This window comes from Swaminathania salitolerans, assembly GCF_007988945.1.
In the GTDB taxonomy this organism is placed as follows: Bacteria; Pseudomonadota; Alphaproteobacteria; order Acetobacterales; family Acetobacteraceae; genus Swaminathania; species Swaminathania salitolerans.
Genome location: NZ_BJVC01000001.1, coordinates 373549 through 394533, shown reverse-complemented (window position 1 = coordinate 394533; position 20985 = coordinate 373549). Strand labels below are relative to the sequence as shown.

Genomic DNA, 20985 nt, shown 5'->3' with positions numbered 1-20985 from the left:
TCATGCCCGCGGGCCGGGGGTCATCCCTCCGGATCGCCGGTTTCCTTGCCGCCGGGCGGAGAGACGGCACGGGCGCCCTCCCCTGGTTCCGACCGCGTACCGGCACTCTGTCTTGCGCCGCTCCCGGGCATCGCACCGGATAGTCCCGTGAGTTCGACATAACGGGTCGGATAAGGCAGCTGCATCCCTCTCGCCTCGAGTGTCTTCTTGAGACGACGATAGAATTCGCGCTGCACCGGCCAACGCCCGGAGGTGATGGTCGGAATGGTGCCACGGATGGTAACCGAGGTCTGGTTGAGCGAGTCGACGCCCCAGAGCTGGAAGTCGTCGATGATGAGCTTGCCGAACGTCTCGTCGGCGCGCAGCTCGGCCGTGATATCGTTGATGGCCTTCACGACATCGTCCGTATCCGTCTCGTATCCTGTCTCGGTCACGATCATGGCGCGTGCGAAATCACGATTGTAATTGATGATCTGGCCCAACGCGCTGAACGGGAAGATATTCATCGATCCGTCCGTCCCGCGCACGTGAACCGTGCGCAGGGAGAGATGCTCGACGACACCGTATGTTCCGTTGAGCGTCACGGCATCGCCGACGGTCAGGGCATTTTCCATCAGCAGGAAAATGCCGTTGATGAAGTCCTGAACGAGTTTCTGGGAACCGAATCCGAGCGCCACGCCGAAAATGGAGGCGCCTGCAAGGAGCGGGGCCACATTCACACCGATCTCGCTCAGAATGGTCAGACCGATCACGGCCACCAGCACCACCATGAGCACGATGCGGATCATCGGCTGCAAGGTGCGCACCCGCGCCACCCGTGTCTCGCCATCGTCGAGGGCGGCGACCTTCCGGGCATAGCGCTCGACCATGATATTGGTCGCTTCCCAGACCAGAACGCCCAGGAAACAGGCCACCAGAACCGTCATCGACGAGGAAACGAGCCTGTACCCGACACCGCCGGCACCGAACAGATCCCGGATCGGAGCTCCCCAGGCGCTCGCCAGAGCGAACAGGGTCAGAACGGTCACGACCACCGCCGTGACACGCTGTGCCGGACCGTAATAGCGCGTGAAACGCTTCTGGGCCTCGTCGCTCAGGGCCACCCAGTCCGGGGCGGTTCTGAAAAGACGCTCGAGCAGCCCGTACAGGACGATACTGACGAGGCGCATGATGATGAGCGCTGCGGCACTCCGCAGGAAAAGCGTCCAGATGGCCGCATAGCCGTGATGGATTTCCGCCGCCCAGACCAGCCACAATCCCATGTCGAAGAACAGGGCCACGATCCACCAGACGCGTCCGAAGAGATGCAGCAGGGTGGCACCGAAGCCCTTGCGGTCGCCCCTGTGGCAGAAACGCATGACCCGGGGACGGCTGCGTACGATCATCACCGCGACCATCAGATGCAGGACGAGCGTCAGGATCTTGAGAAGGGCCTCGATCACCCGTCCGGGCAGACCGCAATCGTCGAGAGTCTCGAGTACGGCAGCCGAGATACAGGTCGTCATGACCAGAAGCTTCAGCCAGTCATAGAGAAACAGCGCGGCAGAATCCGACAGCAGCGCAAGACGCAGCCACGGACGACGGGGCGCGAGCACGGCGCGCGTGACGATGATGAGCCCTCCGCCGATCAGCGCGGTGAGGCTGAGCGCCCGCAGAAGCGCTGTGGTGAACGCATCTCCGTCGGGGTCGAGCAGCACCATGACGAACGCAACGAAAGGGACGGCGAGGATCGGCAGGCAATCGAGCAGGAAGCACAGCGCCGCGTAAGGCAGCCTGCGCAGAACGAGCATCAGTCGTGCCAGAGCACCCTGATGACGCAGACGGGACAGGCGCTGTTTCTCCTGCGCCTCCTCCTCCTGCGCGGTGGGGGCTGGCCCTTCCTCATGCGCCTCGTCAGCGGCTTCCCTGGCCGCCTCGCGATCTTCCTCACCCTCGACGAATGCCGTGCGTCCGCTGACCCTGGCCATCGCCTCGATGCGATGGCGCGGCGCGCGCAGGGCCAGACGTAGCCCCAGAAAGAGAAGCGTGGCGATCACAGCGAGCAGAACGGCGCGCGTCAGAAGCTTGAGCGACTCCGCCCTGTCTGCCGGATTGGTTCTCATATGGCGCCACCAGGGCCCGATCGCCCTGACATCCACGACGGTCCGCAGCAGGGTATGGGCCTGCTTGCTCGCCGCCTGCCCCCAATCCGCGGCGCTGCCGAGCAGCTCGGCGCCGAGACCGTCGGGCTTCAGCTTGGGGCCTGCTCCGCCCTCTGCGGCAGGGGGCGTGCCTCCCTGCTGCGCCTGGGTGAGGTTCTGCAGTGTCGTGAGAAATTCGCGTCGCTTCGCCTCGTTATTCAGCACCGAGGCGAGCTGTTTCGCCTGGGCAGCCGTAATATGCGGCGCCGATGCCGGATCGCCCGATTGCGCATGGGCTGCGGGCGGAAGGAAAACGGAGAGACCGAGCGCGAACAGCGACAGGAAAACGATCCTGCAACACCGTGACAACGCCTGGAGGCAGAGGGTCATGAGGCACTTCCTCGCTGTGAAGGGGGAGGGCTATGCCCGAATGCCTATAACGAACCTCTCCTCCGAGGCAATGTGCAGGACATGTTTTCCCTCGGTCGCGCCTGCCTTGTCTCAGGCGGCTTCGGCTTTCGGGCGACCTCGGCTCTCAGGCAGCTTCGGCCAGCCGGTGCTCACGCCAGAGCACGGCGAGCGCATCCACGAGCGAGGCGATATCCTCGCGTTTGTGCATCGGCCCGGGCGTGATGCGCAGGCGCTCGGTACCACGGGGCACGGTCGGGTAATTGATCGGCTGGATGTAATGGCCGAAGCGCCGGAGGAGGGCGTCGGACAGCGCCCGGCATTGCGCTGCATCGCCAACCATGACCGGCACGATATGAGACGGGTTGGCGAGATGCGGGATTCCGGCCCGATCCAGGCTTTCCCGAAGCCAGGAAACGGCCTGACGATGCGCAGCCCGCTCGCTCTGGCTCTGGCGAAGATGACGAATGCTCGCAAGCGCGCCCGCGGCGATCATGGGCGGCAGGGCGGTGGAGAAGATGAAGCCGGATGCGAAGGAGCGGACGAAGTCGCACAAGGCCGCGCTGCCCGTGATATAGCCGCCCACGACGCCGAAGCCCTTGCCGAGCGTCCCTTCGATGACCGACAGGCGATGGGCGATGCCGCGCTCCTCGGCAACACCGCCGCCCTGATGGCCATAGAGCCCCACCGCATGCACCTCATCGAGATAGGTCAGCGCGTTGTAGCGATCGGCCAGATCGCAGATCTCCTCGATCGGCGCGATATCCCCATCCATCGAGTAGACCGATTCGAAGGCGATGATCTTGGGAGCATCGATCGGAAGCGCCTTCAGTTTCTCCTCGAGATCGGCCACGTCGTTGTGACGGAATATCATCTTCTCGGCGCGGGAATGACGGATCCCCTCGATCATCGAGGCATGATTGGCTGCGTCCGAGAGGACGACGCATCCCTTCATGCGTGCCGCGATCGTGCCCAGAGTCGCCCAGTTCGACAGATAGCCGGAGTTGAAGAGCAATGCCGCTTCCTTGCCGTGAAGCGCCGCCAGTTCCCGCTCAAGCGCGACATGCTCGTGATTCGTCCCCGAGATGTTGCGCGTTCCTCCGGCGCCGGCGCCGCTGCGGTCGAGGCTCTGATGCATCGCTTCGAGCACGGCCGCATTCTGCCCCATGCCGAGATAGTCGTTCGAGCACCAGACCGTGATGTCCCGGCCAAGACCATGGTGATAGGCGTGCGGGAACTGGCCCGCATGCCGCTCGAGCTCGGCAAAATGCCTGTAACTCCCATCCGCTTTCAGACCGTCCAGCGCTGTCTGGAAAAACCGGTCATAGACCGCTTCGGCGTTCGCCATCGACATGATCCTTTCCTTCGGTCCCATAGCGCAGAACAGCACCGGACGTTCCAGAGCAAGTTAAACTCGCGTTAAGCGTATCGATGGAAGGCCGTCCCCGTTGCCGACACGGTGCAACCGCCCCGTCCCCGGGGGTAGTGCCCTGCATTACCAGCAGGGCAGGCCGTCGCTCTGCGCAATGCCCTCGAGCTCGCTGCACCTGCCGGAAATCTCGTCGAATTCGGCATCGAGGCCGAAAGCGCACTGGCTTGAGGAGGCGATACGACCGAGATGGGTCTTGAGCCCCAGAGCCCGGATCGCGGCGCAGGACGCCGCCACGAACTGCATCGCGACCGGGTCGAGAAACGCATCCGTATTCTCCATCCGCTCCTCCATCGGATGCCATACCGCATTGGGCATGAGAACGAGAGAGGCATCGAAGCTCACACCGTTGATCAGCCCCGATGCGGCGCGCTCGCGGACCAGACTGAGGCTCGACTGGTCCTGACCGAACCGGGTCAGCCACAGTTCCACCCCCCAGTCGCGCAGAAGAGCGAGCTGATACGCCCGCTCGCAGCGCTCCTCCATCAAACGATCCTCATAAATCATCAGCTTGAGGCATCCGGGAGGGAAACCCGTTTCGGAAAATATACGCTGCAATCCCTCGACGAAAGACGCATCCGGCGCCTTCCTGTCCGCAAGGGTGACGCATACGACATGGCGCCCCGGTATCTGCACGAAACGCGCGCAGATCTGACGCATCATGAGCAGATCGGGACCCTCCTCGAGGCGTGGCGGGCGGCTGCGGGGGTTGGACTGCCCACGCTCGCGCACCAGTTTGGAGAGCGCCGGACTCAGATCCCACCCGATGGTGGAAACGAGCCCCTGCCGCACCTCGTAGCGGTATTGCGTATCGAGCGACGCCGTCTCTTCACGCTGGCGCGCCGCGGCACGGCGCGGCTTGCGCCGCATCGATAATCGAGGGGATCCCTCTGCTTCCTGCAAAATCCCCGTCCTCCCGGTCTGGAGGGGCAAGCTCTACCAGCCCCGGGCTAACATCGGGTTAATCGTGTCTTTTTCGTTCCGGTATCGTCGCGGGACTCGACGCGAGCCGTCACAGGGTCCAGAATGAGGAGGAAACCTGTCCACATTCTATCGCATCAGGCTTTACTTCCCCCAATCCTCCGCCTCCACCCAGTTGAAGGACGAGACCATGTCGGCCTCCGCCCGCCCCTCAGCCCTGTCGAAGGCGCTTGCCTACCCTCCCCTCATAGCCCTGCGCCCCTATTGGCGCGTCACGATCGCCGCGTTCCTCGGCTGGTTTCTCGACGCGTTCGACCAGACTGCGCTTCTTCTCACCCTGCCCGATATCTCGCATGAATTCGGGGTCACCCTGAGCGCCATGGGCACGGTCCTGCTCGCCCAGAGCATAGGCCGCGCCATCGGCAATACCGGATGGGGATGGCTTGCCGATCGTTACGGCAGACGGCTCGCCTTTCTGATCGGCGTTCTCTGGTTCGGCTTCTTCTCGGCGGCGACCGGTCTGTCGCACGGTCTGGTTTCCCTGATCGTCATCCAGTTTCTTTTCGGGATCGGATTCGGAGGGGAATGGACGGCCTCGGCCGCCTTGCTCATGGAGAGCGTTCCTGCCTCCAGCCGGGCGATGGCGTCTGCCATCATGATGTCGGGGTACGAGCTGGGCTTTCTGGCCGCGACGGCAGCACAGGCGCTCATCCTTCCCCATTATTCATGGCGCCTGCTCTTTTTTATCGGGCTCGCTCCCGCGCTTCTCGCGCTCTTTATCCGCTGGGGCGTGAAGGAGAGCCCCGTCTGGGCGCTGACGCAGGAGAAAAAGCGCATTTCTCCCCAGGACGACCGGGCTCCGCATGCGAAATTCGTGCTGACCCTCGCGGCGATCCAGGCCATCGCGCTGATGTCGTTCCTGGAGTTCCAGAAAGCGGCCATCTACAGCCTCTATCCGACCATCCTGCGGAGCGTGCACCATCTGACGCCCGCTCTGATCTTCTGGCCCATCGGATGTTTCTGCATCGGTTCCCTCGTGGGCAAGCTGGGCTGCGGTGCCCTGGCGAGCCGTTTCGGGGATCTGCGCGTGATCCTCGGCACTCTCGCCGTCGTCGTGCTGACCATCTATCCCTTCCTGAGCGCCGAGGCCTATCCGGTTCTTCTCGTCTCGGCGGCGATCATGGGGCTGGCCGCATCGGGCGTCTTCGCCCTCGTGCCGCATTATCTCGCCAAGCGCTTTCCTTCCGATACACGCAGCTTCGGGATGGGGCTGAGCTATGCCATCGGGTCGCTCGGCCAGGGACTGGCCGGCAAGCTCGTGCCCGTGCTCGGCCGCACGGTCGGCCTGTCCGCCTCCGCGCAGATTTTCGTCATCGCCTCGAGCGTGGTGGTCGGGGCGATTGCCCTGATCAGACCCGCCGAACTGCCGGGCGAGACCATGGAAACCGAACACTGAGAGCGATACGGCGCCGGGAACGGCGCCGCCTTTCCCCATCCGCCGACCTGCGGAAGGGGAAAGGACACGCAACGGATCAGATGGCGGCCATCGTGTTCAGGCTGATCTGACGCAGGACATTCCGCGCGATTTCGCGGATCGGCTCGTTGCGGGAGAGGACGAGAAGAGAGATCTCGACGTTGAATTCCGTCTTGATCGCCGTCTGGATCTCGACCCCGGCAAGAGAATCGACCCCAAGCTCGTTCGGTCGCGCGCCCGGATCGATACTGTCCGGCTCCATTCTGAGCACCTTGCCCAGAATCGTTTTCACGTTGTCCAGAATGAAGTCGTACCGCTCCTCCGGCGTCAGCGTCTGGAGATGGGCGAGCTTCTGGGCGGAGCTGTTCCTGATCGTCTTCTCGCGGCGTATGAGCGCGAATTTCGGATTCCGTTCGATCTGTCCGTGATGCTCGAAGCAGGTCTCCCAGTCGATCGCCATACTGGCCACCGTATCGCGATCCCGGTCCAGAAGCGCCTTGAGATCGGACAGGGCATCGCCGGCAGATTGCAGGCGGAAACCGGCCTTCTCGAAAAACTGCACCACGCTTTCCTCCTGCGCGAGCATACCTGTCCCGGCGATCGGTCCCCACTGGACGGAAAGCGCCGCGAGCCCTTCCTGCCGTCTTGCACTCGCCAGGGCATCGAGCCACGCATTGGCGGCGCGGTAGTTGCTCTGACCGATATTGCCCGTAACGGTGACGATCGAGGAATAGAGCACGAAGTAATCGAGCCTGTCCTGTCGGGAGAGGCGATCGAGAAGTCGCCCTCCCTCGACCTTGGGTGCGAGCACACGACGCAGGCTCTCCCCCGTATAATTCGAGACGAGCCGGTCATCCAGAACACCGGCTGCGTGGAATATACCGCGGATCGCCCGTCCCGTATCGCGGATCGCTGACAGAATGCGGCTGACATCCGCCTCCTGTGCGACATCGCCGAAATGCAGGGCGATTTTCACGCCCTTGCGCTTCAGCGCCGCAATCCGCGCCTTCGCATCGGCCTCCTTCCTCGGTGCGCGCCCCATGAGATGGATATGGCGCGCGCCCTGCCCGATGAGCCACTCAGCCGTGGCGAGGCCGAGCCCGCCCTGCCCTCCGGTAATCAGATAGGCACCGTCGGGATCCACGGATCGGGCCGGCTGACGCTGGGCGCGCACGCCAGCGAGATCCTCGTAGGAAACGAGAATCTTGCCGATATGCCGCGAGGACGACATGAATTTGAACGCGTCCCGCACCTCTGCTGCGGGATAGACGACATGAGGCAGGATGACCGTGTCGAACCGTCTGGAAAGATGGGGAATACGCTCGAATATCGCGGTCGCCTTGCGATGATCCCGTGCCATCATGAGGTCGAGATCGAAGCTGTAGAACGCCACATTGCCGTTGAAATCGAACAGCGAGAGATCGCGTTTTTCCCAGATGTCCTTCTTGCCGATCTCGACGAAACGCCCTTCGTTGCGCAGTAGCGCCACGCTGTGTTTCTGTATCTCGCCGGGCAGACTGTTGAGGACCACATCGACGCCCTTGTCGCCCGTCTTCTCCAGAATCCCCTCGTAAAACGCCAGCGAGCGGGAATCCCACACCGCCTCGCAGCCGCGATCGAGCAGCATCTGCCGCTTTTCCTCGTTGCCTGCGGTCGCAAAGACGCGTGCGCCGATGATTCTGGCGATCTCGATCGCCGCGAGGCCGACCCCGCCTGCAGCAGAATGAATGAGCAGCGTCTCGCCTTTTTTCAGGCGGGCGAGATCGTGCAGCGTGTAGAGCGCGGTCGCGATCGCAATCGGCAGGCCAGTTGCCTCGGCAACGGTGACCGGCCGTCCCGATGTCTCGAACAGGTCGAGCGCCATGACGCGGAACCCCTTGACCGGCAATGTCATGTGGGATGCAAAACACCCCGGATGACAGGTCAGATAGCGCTCGCCGACCCTGAACCGCTTCACACCGCGACCGACCGCCACGACCTCGAAACAGCACTCCATGCCCATTTCTGTGCCGTGATAGGTATCGCGCAGGAATTTCTCGGGCAGGACCGATATGCCCTTGAGCATGTCCTTGAAATTGAGAGAGGTCGCGAGGATACGGATGGTGATCTCGCCGCGCCCGGGAGGCCGCACGTCGAAGGCCCGGTAACGCAGACCGTCCAGGGTTCCCGTGCGGCTCTTTTCGAGCCTGATTCCCGAGCCGGACGGGAGTTGCTCCAGGCTTCGTTCCGGCTGTCCCTCGACCGGAACGAAACGGGGCACGAAACGCCGGTCATCGCACAAGGCGACCTCGGTCTCCGCATCGTCATGAAGGATTTCGGCAGCAAGTGCGCCCAGAGCGCCCTGGCTGGCCAGATCCGTCACGTCGATGATCTTGCCCCGGAACTCCGGCCGTTCATCGACGAGCCCCTGGAAGAAACCGGCAAGGGCCGCATTATCAGGGCGTATGGCACAGCGCGCCGGAAGAAGCGCCTCCTCCCGGTCGAGGAAAAGAGCGCCCTCGGTCACCAGGATCAGCCGGGGTGCCGGATCGGATTGCGGGATATGAAGACGCTCGCCGAACGCAACGAGCGCATCGATACGCGCCGCGAGCGCCTCCTGCGTCTCCTGCGCCTTCGAAAGGCCGAGATAGACCACGGCATCGGGCACGGATCCCGGCTCGAGCTTCAGGGTCTCGGGGGTGATGGACGAACGTGCCGGCGGGACCACGACGGTCACCCCGTTTTCTTCCAGCAGGGCTTTCAGCCGCTTGCGGACCGGCCCCGCCTCGCCTGCGAGACAAACGGTTTTCGGCTCGGAGAAGAGAATGGCCGCCTCGGTCTGCGTCCATCTGGTGTAGTAGTCGCGCCGCTGGATTGCGCGGGTCGTTTCGTCGTCGCGCGATCTGGGCACTTCGGCAAGGCGAAGCGCACGCATCTCGGCCACCGGAATGCCTTCATGGGTGTAGAGCCGAAGCGACGCCTCGATCTGAGCGTGGCTGACCGAGAGGAGCTCGACCCTGACGAGCAATTCTGCCGGGGCCTTGCCGTAGAAACTCAGTCGCTCGAAACCGACCGGCACATACATGTGATCCGCAAAGCGCTCCGGCACCAGGGCGATCAGGGCATGCATGGCCCCGTCGAGCAGAGCGGGATGGAGATGATAGGTTTCGACAGAATCCTTCTCTTCCTCCGTCAGGGCCAGCTCCGCATAGGCAACCTGCTCCTGCACGGCCAGACGCCGCAAGGTCCGGAAGCGCGGTCCGTAATGGAATCCCTGCGGTCTTATCCGTTCGTAAAGCCGGTCGCCATCGACGCCCATCGACAGCCATTGCGTCGCCTCGTCACGATCCAGAGCGGGCGCCTCCCAGGGAAGAGCCGAGAGAATATCGACCCGACCGTGATCGATCCACATCTCGCTGAATTCCTCGCGCGCGCTGAAGAACCGCAACGAACCGCGCGTTTCGTCATAGCTGAGCTGGAGCACCGGATTGTCGCCCGGCTGGACAACCAGAGGTGCCAGGATCTCGAAATTCTCGAGGATGACGCCCGCCTGCCCTTCCACTTCTCCGGCGACAGCCAGCGCGCTCTCGATAAAGCCCGATGCGGGAAGCAGGACCACGTTGTCGATGCAGTGATCCTTGAGCCAGGGGACGGAAAGCGCCGTCAGATCGGCGATCCAGGCCTTGCCGGGCGTCATCGCGCCGAATCCGAGTAGCGGGTGCCCCCCTCCTCCGAGACGGAACCGCCTTTCCCGCTCGTTCTCGATCCAGCAGGCTTCGCGCGCCCAGCGATAGGCGGGCAGATCGATCGGCTGTCCGCCCGTGATCGCGGGCCAGTCGAGGCGCGCCGTCTGGAGAATGATATGGGCCACCGCATTCCGGAGGCAGCGTGCTTCTTCTTCCTGACGATTGAGCGTCGCGATGACGCCGAGTTTCGTCTGGTTCTTCTCGCCCACAGCCTTGATGGAGCGTCCGAGCACCGGATGCGGCGCTATTTCGACGAACTGCGTGAATCCCTCTGCAAGAGCGGCCTCGACCGCCCCGGCAAAACGCACCGCCTGACGCGCATTGGCAAACCAGTATGCCGCATCGAGCGCCTGCGTCGGCGGGAGCGCGGCCCCGGTCACGGTCGAGAAGAAGGGTATCGACGGTGCCACCGGGGCAATTCCGGCAAGGGCCTGGTGCAGCGCCGACTCGATGCGATCCATGGCCGGGCTGTGAAACGGCACATCGACATTGAGTATGCGGTTGAACAATCCCTTGCCCGCCAGATGCGCCGCCATGGCACGTATGGCCTCTTCAGGCCCCGCGAGCGTGCAACTGCTCGGCGCATTGATTGCCGCCACGCACAGACCGGGCGCCTCGGCTTCGATCAGTGCTTCGGCAGCCTCGGCGGAGAGACCGACCGCCAGCATCCGCCCGGTGCCGTTCAGCCCGGACTGAAGGCGCGAACGATGGAAGATGACCGTCACGGCATCGTCCAGCTCGAGCGCACCGGCCACATAGGCCGCGGCGACCTCTCCCATGCTGTGACCGAGCACCGCGTCGGGCACGATCCCCTGTTCGGCCAGATAGGCCGTCACCAGGATCTGGATGACGAAAATGGCTGGCTGGAGGATCTCGGTCGCATCGATCCGGCTGTGCGCCTCCTCGCGGAGGATCTCGTCGAGGATGGAATAACCGGCGAGCTTGGAGAAGCGTGCGTCGCAACGCCGCGCCAGATCGCGCACCGCGTCGGATGCCTCTTTCAGGAGATGGCGCCCCATCCCCCACCATTGCGGCCCGACACCGGAATAGACGAACACGATCCCCTTGCCGTCCTGCGCCTCGATGCTCGCCTGATACACGCCTTCGCTGCGCTGCTCCTGCAGAAAGGCACCGAGCCGCTCGCGGAGTTCCACTTCGTCTTTTGCAAGGACGAGCAACCGGTTCCGGAAAAGCGTACGGGTCGTGGCGAGGCTGAAGGCGAGATCGCCCAGAGCGGGAGGACGATCGCCCGCCAGCATCTCGCGACAGGCCGCCGCCATCATCGGCAGGGACGGTCTGGAGAAGGCCGTCAGAAGGACCGGGATCCTGCCGTCGATACGACGCCCTTCGGGCGGGGAAACTAGCGGTTTCTCCGCTGCCTCGTGACGCCGCAGCACGGCGATCGCATTCGTCCCGCCATAGCCGAAGGAATTCACGCCGGCATGACGCGCAGGACGCGCCCCACCGAGCGCGTGGACCCCGCGGCGTGGAATTTCGAGATTCCATTCCTCCATCTTTATGGAGGGGTTGATGGTTTCGAGTGCCGGCTGCGGAGGTACGGCCTGATGACGCAGACAAAGCGCGGCCTTGAGCGTTCCGAGCGCGCCTGCGGCGGCCTCGGTATGTCCGAGATTGGCCTTGATCGCGCCGATGACGAGCGGTTCGTCACGGAATCGGGCGATGGACCGGGACAGGGCATAGGTTTCGATCGGGTCGCCCGCCGGGGTTCCTGTTCCATGGGTCTCGACATAATCCACATCGCGCGGGTCGATATGCGCGGCCTCGAGCACCTCGGACATGAGCCGCGACTGCGCGCCTGCATCGGGCGATGTCAGGAATTGCGTGCGCCCGTCCTGATTGACGCCCGTTCCGCTCACGACCGCATGGATCGTATCGCCGTCACGCTCGGCATCCTCCAGACGCTTGAGGATGAAGACGACGCTGCCCTCGCCACGGCCGTACCCATCGGCATCCGCGCTGAAACTCTTGGACCGCCCGTCACGCGCGATGAAATGGCCTTTCGACATGAAGATGGATGTCTGGGGGCAGTACATGAGGCTCACGCCACCGGTCACGGCGACATCGGTCTCCCCTTCGCTCAGACTGCGACAGGCCTGATGAAGCGCGACGAGCGACGAGGAACAGGCCGTGTCGATGGACATGCACGGCCCCTGGAAATCGTAGACATGCGCCAGACGCGCCGAGAGCATCGTCGAAGGGGTCGCCGTGGCAGCGAAGTGATCGCGGATGATCGGGAGATTGTACGGACTGGCGTGATGCCCATGGGCGTCGACCGCAAAGATACCGATGAACACCCCCGTTCTGGCCCCCGAGAGCGAAGCCGGTACCATGCGGGCATTTTCCATGGCCTCCCATGTCACCTCGAGAAGGAGCTTCTGTTGAGGATCCATGATCTGGGCCTCGCGCGGCGAGATCCCGAAAAACAGCGGCTCGAACGCGTGAATATCGCGCCGGAGAAAGCTGCCGCGACGCATATAGGTCTTGGATGGCGCTTCGATATCCTCCGCATAGAACCGGCTGACGCTCCAGCGGTCCTCGGGAATATCGGTCACGGCCTCGTTTCCCGCGCACAGGAAACGCCACAGCTCTGCGGCGTTTCCGATATCCGGAGCGAGGCGGCAGCCAATACCGACAATGGCAATATCTGTAGTTTTCTTGCGCGACATGACGAGAGACAAACCCTAAATCTGGTAGAAGCGAGGCAAAAGCGGCACGCGTCGCATGTTCTCCGGGGACGACAGCTTTTCGGAACCGGCGCTGCGTCAGCGCATGACGACGGCGGCGCGCGAGAAAGCGCCTGCGAGGCGCTCCCGGTCGACACGTCCGTCGAGCGACCACGGAATATAATCCGTCTTCATCACGCATACCGGTGGGAGCGATGGGTAGAACGCCCTCAAGGCCTGGGCCAGCTGCTCGCCATCGAAGTCGCGCCCCGAGGCGAGCGCCATATTGAGCCGCGTGCGCCCGGACTCGTCGACTGCGAGAAAACTCCCGAGCTCGCGGGTTGCGAGTATCGACCGGGCGATATCGTCGATCACCCCCAGATCGAACTTGTCGCCGCCAAGCGATACGAGATCGTCCACACGTCCGGTGATACGCAGAATGTTGGACCGATCCAGAATGCCGCGATCGCCCGGATAGAACCACGCGCCGGAAAAATGACGCGACCGTTTCTCGCTGGCACCGACATAGCCCGAAAGAACCCCCGTGCCGCTGACCCGCACGATGCCCTCCTCGCCCTGCGCGACCTGCGTTCCGGTCGCATCGACGAGCTGGAGCGTCACCCAGGGCAGGACCGAGCCGACCATATCGTCGGTCGGCATTGACCCTGCCCTGCCAAGTGCCAGGGCACCGCATTCATCCGCACCGTAAACGATGGAAAGCGCGCTTGTGAGACGGGCATGCGCCTTGTCGCGCAGGGCATCGTTCAGGCGCCCGCCCGTCACGACCAGTGTGAGCGTTTCGAGCGGCGTCATTCCGGGTGGGAGAACCTCGACGATATGGGCGAGATGCTCCGGCGTCACGACGGCGACGGTGGGCACCCTGCGCGCGATCAGGATGCCGATATCGGTATGGCTTACGAAATTCAGCGGCGATCCCGAACACAGGGCACTGCAGCCGATGATGAAGCCCGTCAGGGAAATCAGACCTATGGTCGAAAGCACATGAGACGGCTCCACCGGTCCGGTTCCGACGATGCGGTCCTGGAGCATCAGATGCATGATGGCCGTTTCTGCCTGACGATAGGTCATGGACAGAACGCCCCGTTCGGCATCCGTGCCGGACGCGATCGCGTACCGGCAGATCGCGTCACAGGAAAGGGAGACCTCGACAGGAGGGCCGGAAATCTTGCCGATGCGCCCCAGCCAGGCTTCGTCGATCACGAGAACCTGCACGTCCTGAAGCGAAAGACCGCCGAAGGAGATCACGAGCTCCGGCTGGAGAAGCTGGACATCCCTGAGAAAGGACGGGCTGGCACTTTCCGGAAGAGAGGCACTCGCAAGCCCCAGAGACGCCAGGGAGAGAATCAGGACCCAGTGCCAGTAGAGATTGCTGCAATGGATGCCGACCATTCTCGGCTCGGCCTCTCGCAGCCTTTCCAGCGCACGGCTAACCGCGAGCACATCCTGCTCCAGCCGTGCGAAACTCCAGTCCTGCGCCAGACTGTCGAAAGCGAGGGATTGAGGATTTTGCCTTGCGTGCTGCAAAGCCATGACATGAAACATAAACGATCAATCCCGATAATCCAGCGATGCCATTTCATCGCCCCGGAATCCCCAGGATGCGGGGAAACCGGTCGTGAGGGGGCTCAGCCAGCCTGAGCCCCGCAGGAGAGTTCGGCGGGCCTCGCAAGATAAGGACCGCCTGCACGTATTTCCACTGAGAGAATGCTGACCGCTCCCGAAACGCGGTCACTCAGATCGAGCCGGGCATCGCCGGTCGTCCAGCGTTGACGACCATCCTCGATATTCGCCCAGCCCTCAAGACCCGCATCGCTCAGATGCGCGTCGATATGACGGGTCTCGTTCGCCTCCCATATCTGGATTGCACCGACCAGAACGCCGAGATGCCGCCGGTCGTCGTGATAGGCCCCGACGACATCGACCGGGCGCGAAACCCGCGAAACGAGACGAACCGACCGGATCCCGGGTGGCACCATGAAAATAGCGCAGCGATTGACGGAACGCATCATGCGGATCGTGCGCCCCTCATCGTCGACGAGATGCAGATCGGGGTCGTCGGTAACGGATGGCGTCTCGACCAGGGAACCGATACCCAGATGCGCCGCACGACCGGCAAATGTCATGTGCAAAGGCTGCACGAACGCGCGATCGGTCCTCAGGGGCGCCGCTGCATCGTGCTCCCAGCTGAGGGCGGCACCGTTCAGGATATGAACGACGGCGCTCTCCTGCGAGAACCGTCTGCGATCGCCGGTATCGAGATAGCTTTCGCTCGGAACGCCATCGGACCAGATGATCGAGTGTTTTTCCGTTTCGATATGATAATAGTCGAAATGGGTCAGGGTCCGGTCGTAGAAGATGCTGCGACCATTGACCAGCATGCGCGCAGGCACGAACGCGCCTTCGAGATAGAGCGCATGTTCGGGGGTAACGAGCAGATCCTTGTGCGGAAGATTGTCGCCCAGCGCATTGCGCAGGATACGCACGGGGAATCCGGCCTCGTCATCCTCGAGCCAGGACCTGACGACCGTGGAGCGATGGCCGATCCAGCGGATCTCGCGATATTCCTCCCCGCCATCGACACAGGCGACCACCCGATCGCCGACCGCGAGATCCTCGACCCTGACCTCTCCCCGGTCGGTCCGGATCATCGTCCCAGCCAGGAAGCACTTGTCGTAGACGATGATCGAGCTGCCATCGGCCGGATCGCGTTCGAGGTGATAATCGCTCGCTGCGTTGCTGTCCGTTCCCTTGACATCGGCGCTCCACAACACCGCGCCGTACTGATCCACGATGCTGATCGTATTGTCTCCGTAAACGATCTTCTGCGTCTGGTCGTAGCTGAGCGTATCGACATCGATGCGCCCCTTCCAGCCGATGGTCAGTTTTCTCAGCACCGCTCCCGACTGGACGATAAGCAGCCCTCCGGTTCCCGATCCCGAGGCATCGATACCGGAAATCGTCGCACTCGCCAGCGTCGCTCCGGAATTGACCGTCATGGTTCCGCCGCCCTCGATGATCGCCTTGGACATCGTGCCGCCTGCCTCGACGGTTGCCGCGGCCGCAGCCTGGACCTGAAGGTACAGGGCCTGACCGCTCTCGAGAACCCGCACGCTCCCTCCGGATCCGGCCCTGGCGCGGTAGGAAATGGCGCCGCTCCCGGAAACCTCGATCAGGCCTCCATCGGAAACGACGCTGTATTCCGCAAATCCTCCGGCGCCCAGCAACTGGGTGCCCGCACTGAAGATCGAACTGATGGAATGACCGGAATAGGTAACGACCTGGGTGCCCCCGATGATGCTGCCTATATCCGTGCCGCCGCTCGCCAGCCCTTCTGTGGAGCCGACGTCGAATGTCCCGCCCGAGATGGTGCCCGGGCCGATGAAGAACTGTCCCTTGATCGTAAAGCCGCCACCGGCCAGCCCATAGCCTCCCGCAAGGACATGCGGATCCAGCACGAGACCGTCACCCCCGCCCTGTTCGGGAATCTTGCTCGCGAGAACGCCCCCTCCGGGGCCGACCGTCACCCCACTGACGACACCGTCATTGATGGCGGCGAACGAACCGCTCTCATAGGCGGTTCCGCCGATTGCGGTCGCGCCGTCGGCCGCGATGACGACGCCCGCCGATACGACCGTCGCTCCCGAAGCGACAGAAGAGCCACGCATCAGAAGCATTGCAGGGTTGGTCGTTCCTCCCATGCCGAGCCCTTCGATATAGGCACCGACGACGGAGGTCCCCGCACCCATGACGGTGAGGGTCGCGCCGCTGAGCACACGCCAGCTATTCGCGGCTGTCTGATAGATCGTCGCGCCCGACGATCCCAAACCACTCGATTCAAATGCCATGTCTCAGTCTCCTGCCGGGATACACGTCACCATGCGGCCCGACCGGACAGACGCTCCTGAGAAACGGAAAAGCTCCGCCCGCCAGAAGCACGGCCCTGCGACGCTCGGCCACATCGTTCCGTTCATTTTGTGTTAACCAATTCTTCCCTGACACAGAGATTTTCCATGCGCAATGATTCCTGTTGTTAGAAGTTCATGCGTTTTTCTTGAGTAGTTTTTTCATAGATTGATAAATATATATTTTTTCTGTTGTTTTCCATGGTTTTACCACATATCGGGTCGATACCCCGAACCGGAGGGGGTCAAACCTCACATTCCTGTGATTTTCGCTTCACAAACAATGCCTCCCGAACGGCCCCGTCCGGCAGGGAGCGCGATCTACCCGAAACCGCCCCCTGCAAGAGATTATCCGGCGCTGTCAGGACGCCAGAGCGCTTTCTGCCCTCTCGGAGTCTCGCTCGACCCTGTACGGACCGCCCGCGATGACCTCTATGGAGAGCAGACGCACCGTTTCGGCGTTGCCGCCATCCAGGGGCAGACATGCCGCGCCAGCCGTCCAGCGCGATCGCCCACCCTCCGGCTCGGCCCAACCCTCGAGCGTCTCGTCGGTCAGATAAGCCTCGAGACGATGCGTTTCCTCTGCCTCCCAGATCTGGATCCCGGCGATCAGAACGCCGAGATGACGCCGGTCGTCGAGGAACGGCCCCACGACATCGACCGGACGGGAGATGCGCGACATGATCCGCACTTCCCGCGTTCCCGGCGGCACCATGAAAACACGCGCCCGGTCGACCACGCGCATCTGGCGAATGACCCGCCCGCGCTCGTCGAGAAGATGCAGATCGGGATCTTCCGTGACTTCGATGTCCTGCTCGACCGGAGCATAGGCGAGCATATCCGCGCGCGCTTCCAGCTTGCGAAAGAGCGGCTCGACAAAATCGCGCGCGATCCTGAGAGGTGCGGCAGCATCCTGTTCCCAGCATTGCGCCTTGGCATTCAGCAGCCGGACCACCTGGCCGTCCTGCGAAAATGCCGTACGGTCTCCGGTATCCAGATAGCTCTCGCTCAAGGCGCCATCCGACCAGAGGATCGAATGGATATCCGTCTCGATATGAAAATAATCGAAATGCGTCTGCTTATGATCGTACAGGATGCTGCGTCCGTTCACGAGCATACGTGCGGGCACGAACCCTCCATCGAGATAGATCGCATGCTCCGGCGTGACGAGAAGATCCTTGTAGGGAACGTTGTCTCCGAGCGCGCCCTTGCGGATCCGCACGGGATACCCGGCCTCGTCATCCGTCATCCAGTCTCTTACGGTTGCGGAGCGGCGCCCGACCCAGATGACCTCACGCTGGACGACCTCACCATCGACGAGAGTCGAGACATGGTCGCCCACCTTGATATCCTCGACGGCGCGCTCGCCCCCGGGAGTACGGATCATGGTCCCCTTCAGGAAGCATTTGTCATAGACGATGATCGTGCTTCCGTCGGCGTCCTGCTCGAGGTGATAATCCGCAGCCGTATTGCTTCCGGAGCCCGTGACTCCCGCACTCCAGAGAACATTCCCCTGACTGTCGACGATGCTGATCTGGCCATTCGCATACCGGATCGACTGTCCGGACGTATAGCTGAGCGTATCGACGTCGATACGCCCCTTCCATCCGATGCTCAGACCGTTCAGTACCGCGCCCGATTGCACGATCAGCAGACCTGCCGCACCGCCATCGGAGGTCGTCCCCTGAATGGTTCCGCCAGCAAGGGTTGCACCGGAATCGATCGTGAGCGTTCCACCGCCATTGACCGTCGCGTTCGAGATCACGGCCGCTGGGCGCGCTGTTGCCGCCGCGGCAGCCTGGAGCGTGAGACCGTTGACCATACCGCCAGCCGCGACCTCGACACTGCCGCCCGAGCCGACCGTCGTGCGATAGGACACGCCGCCGGAAAGGACATGGATGGACCCGCCTGCATAGGCCGTGTTGGCGCTTGCAACACCGCCGGCACTGATCAACTGCGTTCCGGCGCTGAAAATGGAACTCAGCGAATACCCGGCAGAGGAGATGACCTGCGTGCCGCCGATCAGGCTGCCTATATCCGTGCCCGCCGAGACGAGAATCTCGGTGGAGCCGACATCGAACGTCCCTCCCGAGATGATCCCCGACCCTGCGAATTCCTGTCCCTTGATCGTGAAGCCGCCTCCGGCCAGTCCATAGCCTCCGGCCTGCACATGCGCGTTGGTGACGAGACCTGCCGCGCCGCCATAACCCGGCATCATACTGGCGAGCACACCACCATCCGAGCCGATGGTCACGTTATTGACCGTTCCGCTGTTCACGGCGGCGAAGGACCCGCTATCGGTCGCATAGCCGCCCTCGACGCGCCCACCATTGGCCCCCATGACAACACCGCCGAACCCGACCTGGGCGTTGGAGGCGACGCCGCCAGCGGAGGCGAGCAGAAGCGCGGGATAATTCGTGCCGCCCGACTGGCCCGGAAGGGCACCGGAATTGTCAGGCCCCTGACCGAACCCGGAAACGATGGCGCCCGAGACGACATAAGGGCTGTTTTCGACGACAAGGGTCGCCCCGCTCAGGATCGAGTACTGCCCCCCGCTACTGGTGATCGTGCCGCCACTCGCGGTGCCGCTCGAAGTAATCGCCATGTATATTTCCCCCGGAATCGATTTCTCGAATGTGCCGCAGCATTGCGACAGTATAGCCGAAACGCAAGATCGGCCTTGAACCGCCTGGGTGCTGCTCCACGCATCTCGAATGCGGTTGTGTGTTTGTAACTTGACAACACAAATAAAACAGAAAGAACCCGCGATCAACAGAGAGGCTCTGGCGCTTGGCGTTTTATCGATATACGTCAACGACATGGAACGAAATATGTCGTAAACTATATTTACGGAAAACTTTATTTATATAATACAAAGTTTTGTTTTAATAGTTCGTTAACCTTTTGTGCCCCTCGTTTCGTTATAATTTTACAAACTGACACAATGTTCACAAATGGTTCACGATCATGTCTTTTCCTTTCTTTAACCGGGAATTAGCGCAGGCAAACGATGTTTGATGGATCTTTGATGCTGCGGGGCAGAAACCCGGGATTTGCCGCACGTCTCTCCACGCATGGTGGACGGGAGAAGGGCGGGAACCCGACTGGAGAAGGCGGAAAACCGGGTTTTCCATCATCCCTGTCATCCTTGCGGAACGCGATTTGCCCTCCCTGCCCGGAGCGTGGGCAGACATCGTGGCAGAGGACCGGAAACCGGGCAGAGCTGCGGGCGGGGACGGAACAGACCGTCGCATCCACGTGCGCCGGTGACTTCTGTGCGTGCTTGCCGATCGGACAACGCACATGAAGAAAATCGTCTTCCTCAATCCCTTCGTACCGGGATCCGTCAGTGGCGGCGTGAAGGTCGTTTATCAGCACGCTTCGATGCTGGGGGCGCTGGGCTATGACGTTTCCGTCTATCAGCCCGCTGGTGCGCCGCCATGGCTCGATGTGGGCGACGATGTCAGGGTCTGCGACCAGTTTCCCGTCGACGAGGAAACGGTGCTCGTCTTCCCCGAAGTCATGCGCGACTGGCTGCTCGATTTCGCGCGCACGCCGCTCGGCGCCACCAAAATCATGTTCTGTCAGAACCAGTATTATCTCTATAGCTACGGCATCGAGCGCTCCGATCTCGTCCGGATGGGGTTCACGCATTTCATCGTGCCCGGACAGGAAATCGCACGCTCCCTCACGACCGTTCTCGGCCTCGACCAGGTGCATGTCGTGCCGATCTCGATCGACTCGCAAATGTTCTATCCGCGCGCCAAGGAAAACAGGATCGCCACGAATCCGAAAAAATGGCCGTTCCAGAACGGAAATCCCGCGCTCGCGCATCTGATCATGAACATGCTTCATCTCAAATATCCCGAAACCCGGCGCTTCCCCTGGATCTATCTCGAGAACATGCCCCAGCACGAGGTCGCCGAGCATATGGGGCGGTCCACGATCTTTCTTGCCCTTTCGCGTCAGGAGGCTGCCCCGCTCACCCCATTGGAGGCGATGGCGTCACGTTGCGCGCTCGTCGGGTTTCACGGCACTGGCGGGAAGGATTACGCCACCCACCGGAACGGTCACTGGTTCTCGCCCGAACAATGCGAGGAGATCGTCGATCGGCTCGCCTCGCTGCTCTTCGGGTTCGAGCATGGCGACCCGAGCATTGACATGATGCTCGACGAGGCGGAAAAGACTGCGCGGCGCTATACTATAGACGAGACGCGGAATGCGCTCGCGCAAGTATACGGTCTGATCATGTCGCAATCCGGCCGGGCGTCCCTATCTCTCTGAATCGCGAGCAGGAGCCG

The 20985-nt window shown here is 62.5% G+C and carries 9 protein-coding genes; 2 read left to right on the top strand and 7 right to left on the bottom strand.

Features of this window, described 5'->3' with window-relative positions; all coding sequences use genetic code 11:
* Window positions 1-20: 20 nt before the first annotated feature.
* The 3 genes from SSA02_RS01580 to SSA02_RS01570 form a co-directional block, all read right to left on the bottom strand.
* Window positions 21-2510 (bottom strand): mechanosensitive ion channel family protein, encoded by a 2490-nt coding sequence (locus SSA02_RS01580; protein WP_147092168.1) that lies wholly within the window; start codon window positions 2508-2510, stop codon window positions 21-23.
* A gap of 145 nt (window positions 2511-2655) precedes the next feature.
* Window positions 2656-3882 (bottom strand): 5-aminolevulinate synthase, encoded by a 1227-nt coding sequence (hemA, locus tag SSA02_RS01575; protein ID WP_281287511.1) that lies wholly within the window; start codon window positions 3880-3882, stop codon window positions 2656-2658.
* Between the two features lie 141 nt (window positions 3883-4023).
* The gene (locus SSA02_RS01570) at window positions 4024-4827 is read right to left on the bottom strand and encodes an EAL domain-containing protein (RefSeq protein WP_147092167.1); all 804 of its coding nucleotides are present in this window, start codon (window positions 4825-4827) and stop codon (window positions 4024-4026) included.
* Between the two features lie 241 nt (window positions 4828-5068).
* Here SSA02_RS01570 and SSA02_RS01565 point away from each other — a divergent pair, with 241 nt between their 5' ends.
* A complete protein-coding gene (locus SSA02_RS01565; protein ID WP_147092166.1) occupies window positions 5069-6334 on the top strand; it encodes an MFS transporter in 1266 nt (421 codons plus the stop codon).
* Between the two features lie 76 nt (window positions 6335-6410).
* On the opposite strand, the gene SSA02_RS01560 is transcribed toward SSA02_RS01565, so the two are convergent.
* From SSA02_RS01560 to SSA02_RS01545, 4 genes are all read right to left on the bottom strand, one after another.
* Entirely contained in the window at window positions 6411-12764 is a 6354-nt protein-coding gene (locus SSA02_RS01560; protein WP_147092165.1) for a type I polyketide synthase, read from the bottom strand.
* A 96-nt stretch (window positions 12765-12860) separates the two neighbouring features.
* The gene (locus SSA02_RS01555; protein WP_186807629.1) at window positions 12861-14312 is read right to left on the bottom strand and encodes an AMP-binding protein; all 1452 of its coding nucleotides are present in this window, start codon (window positions 14310-14312) and stop codon (window positions 12861-12863) included.
* A gap of 95 nt (window positions 14313-14407) precedes the next feature.
* Complete coding sequence (locus SSA02_RS01550; RefSeq protein WP_147092163.1) at window positions 14408-16627, bottom strand: Hint domain-containing protein; 2220 nt, start codon at window positions 16625-16627, stop codon at window positions 14408-14410.
* Window positions 16628-17045: 418 nt separating this feature from the next.
* Window positions 17046-19289: a Hint domain-containing protein gene (locus SSA02_RS01545; RefSeq protein WP_186807628.1), complete on the bottom strand. Its 2244-nt coding sequence runs from the start codon at window positions 19287-19289 to the stop codon at window positions 17046-17048.
* A gap of 698 nt (window positions 19290-19987) precedes the next feature.
* On the opposite strand from SSA02_RS01545, the gene SSA02_RS01540 reads away from it, so the two are divergent.
* A complete protein-coding gene (locus tag SSA02_RS01540; protein WP_147092161.1) occupies window positions 19988-20968 on the top strand; it encodes a glycosyltransferase family 4 protein in 981 nt (326 codons plus the stop codon).
* The last annotated feature ends 17 nt before the right edge of the window (window positions 20969-20985 follow it).

Bases quoted from the DNA above. Each gene is read 5' to 3' on its own strand.
- SSA02_RS01580 (WP_147092168.1), bottom strand. From the start codon at position 2,510: ATGACCCTCTGCCTCCAGGCGTTGTCACGGTGTTGCAGGATCGTTTTC.
- hemA (WP_281287511.1), bottom strand. From the start codon at position 3,882: ATGTCGATGGCGAACGCCGAAGCGGTCTATGACCGGTTTTTCCAGACA.
- SSA02_RS01570 (WP_147092167.1), bottom strand. From the start codon at position 4,827: ATGCGGCGCAAGCCGCGCCGTGCCGCGGCGCGCCAGCGTGAAGAGACG.
- SSA02_RS01565 (WP_147092166.1), top strand. From the start codon at position 5,069: ATGTCGGCCTCCGCCCGCCCCTCAGCCCTGTCGAAGGCGCTTGCCTAC.
- SSA02_RS01560 (WP_147092165.1), bottom strand. From the start codon at position 12,764: ATGTCGCGCAAGAAAACTACAGATATTGCCATTGTCGGTATTGGCTGC.
- SSA02_RS01555 (WP_186807629.1), bottom strand. From the start codon at position 14,312: ATGGCTTTGCAGCACGCAAGGCAAAATCCTCAATCCCTCGCTTTCGAC.
- SSA02_RS01550 (WP_147092163.1), bottom strand. From the start codon at position 16,627: ATGGCATTTGAATCGAGTGGTTTGGGATCGTCGGGCGCGACGATCTAT.
- SSA02_RS01545 (WP_186807628.1), bottom strand. From the start codon at position 19,289: ATGGCGATTACTTCGAGCGGCACCGCGAGTGGCGGCACGATCACCAGT.
- SSA02_RS01540 (WP_147092161.1), top strand. From the start codon at position 19,988: ATGAAGAAAATCGTCTTCCTCAATCCCTTCGTACCGGGATCCGTCAGT.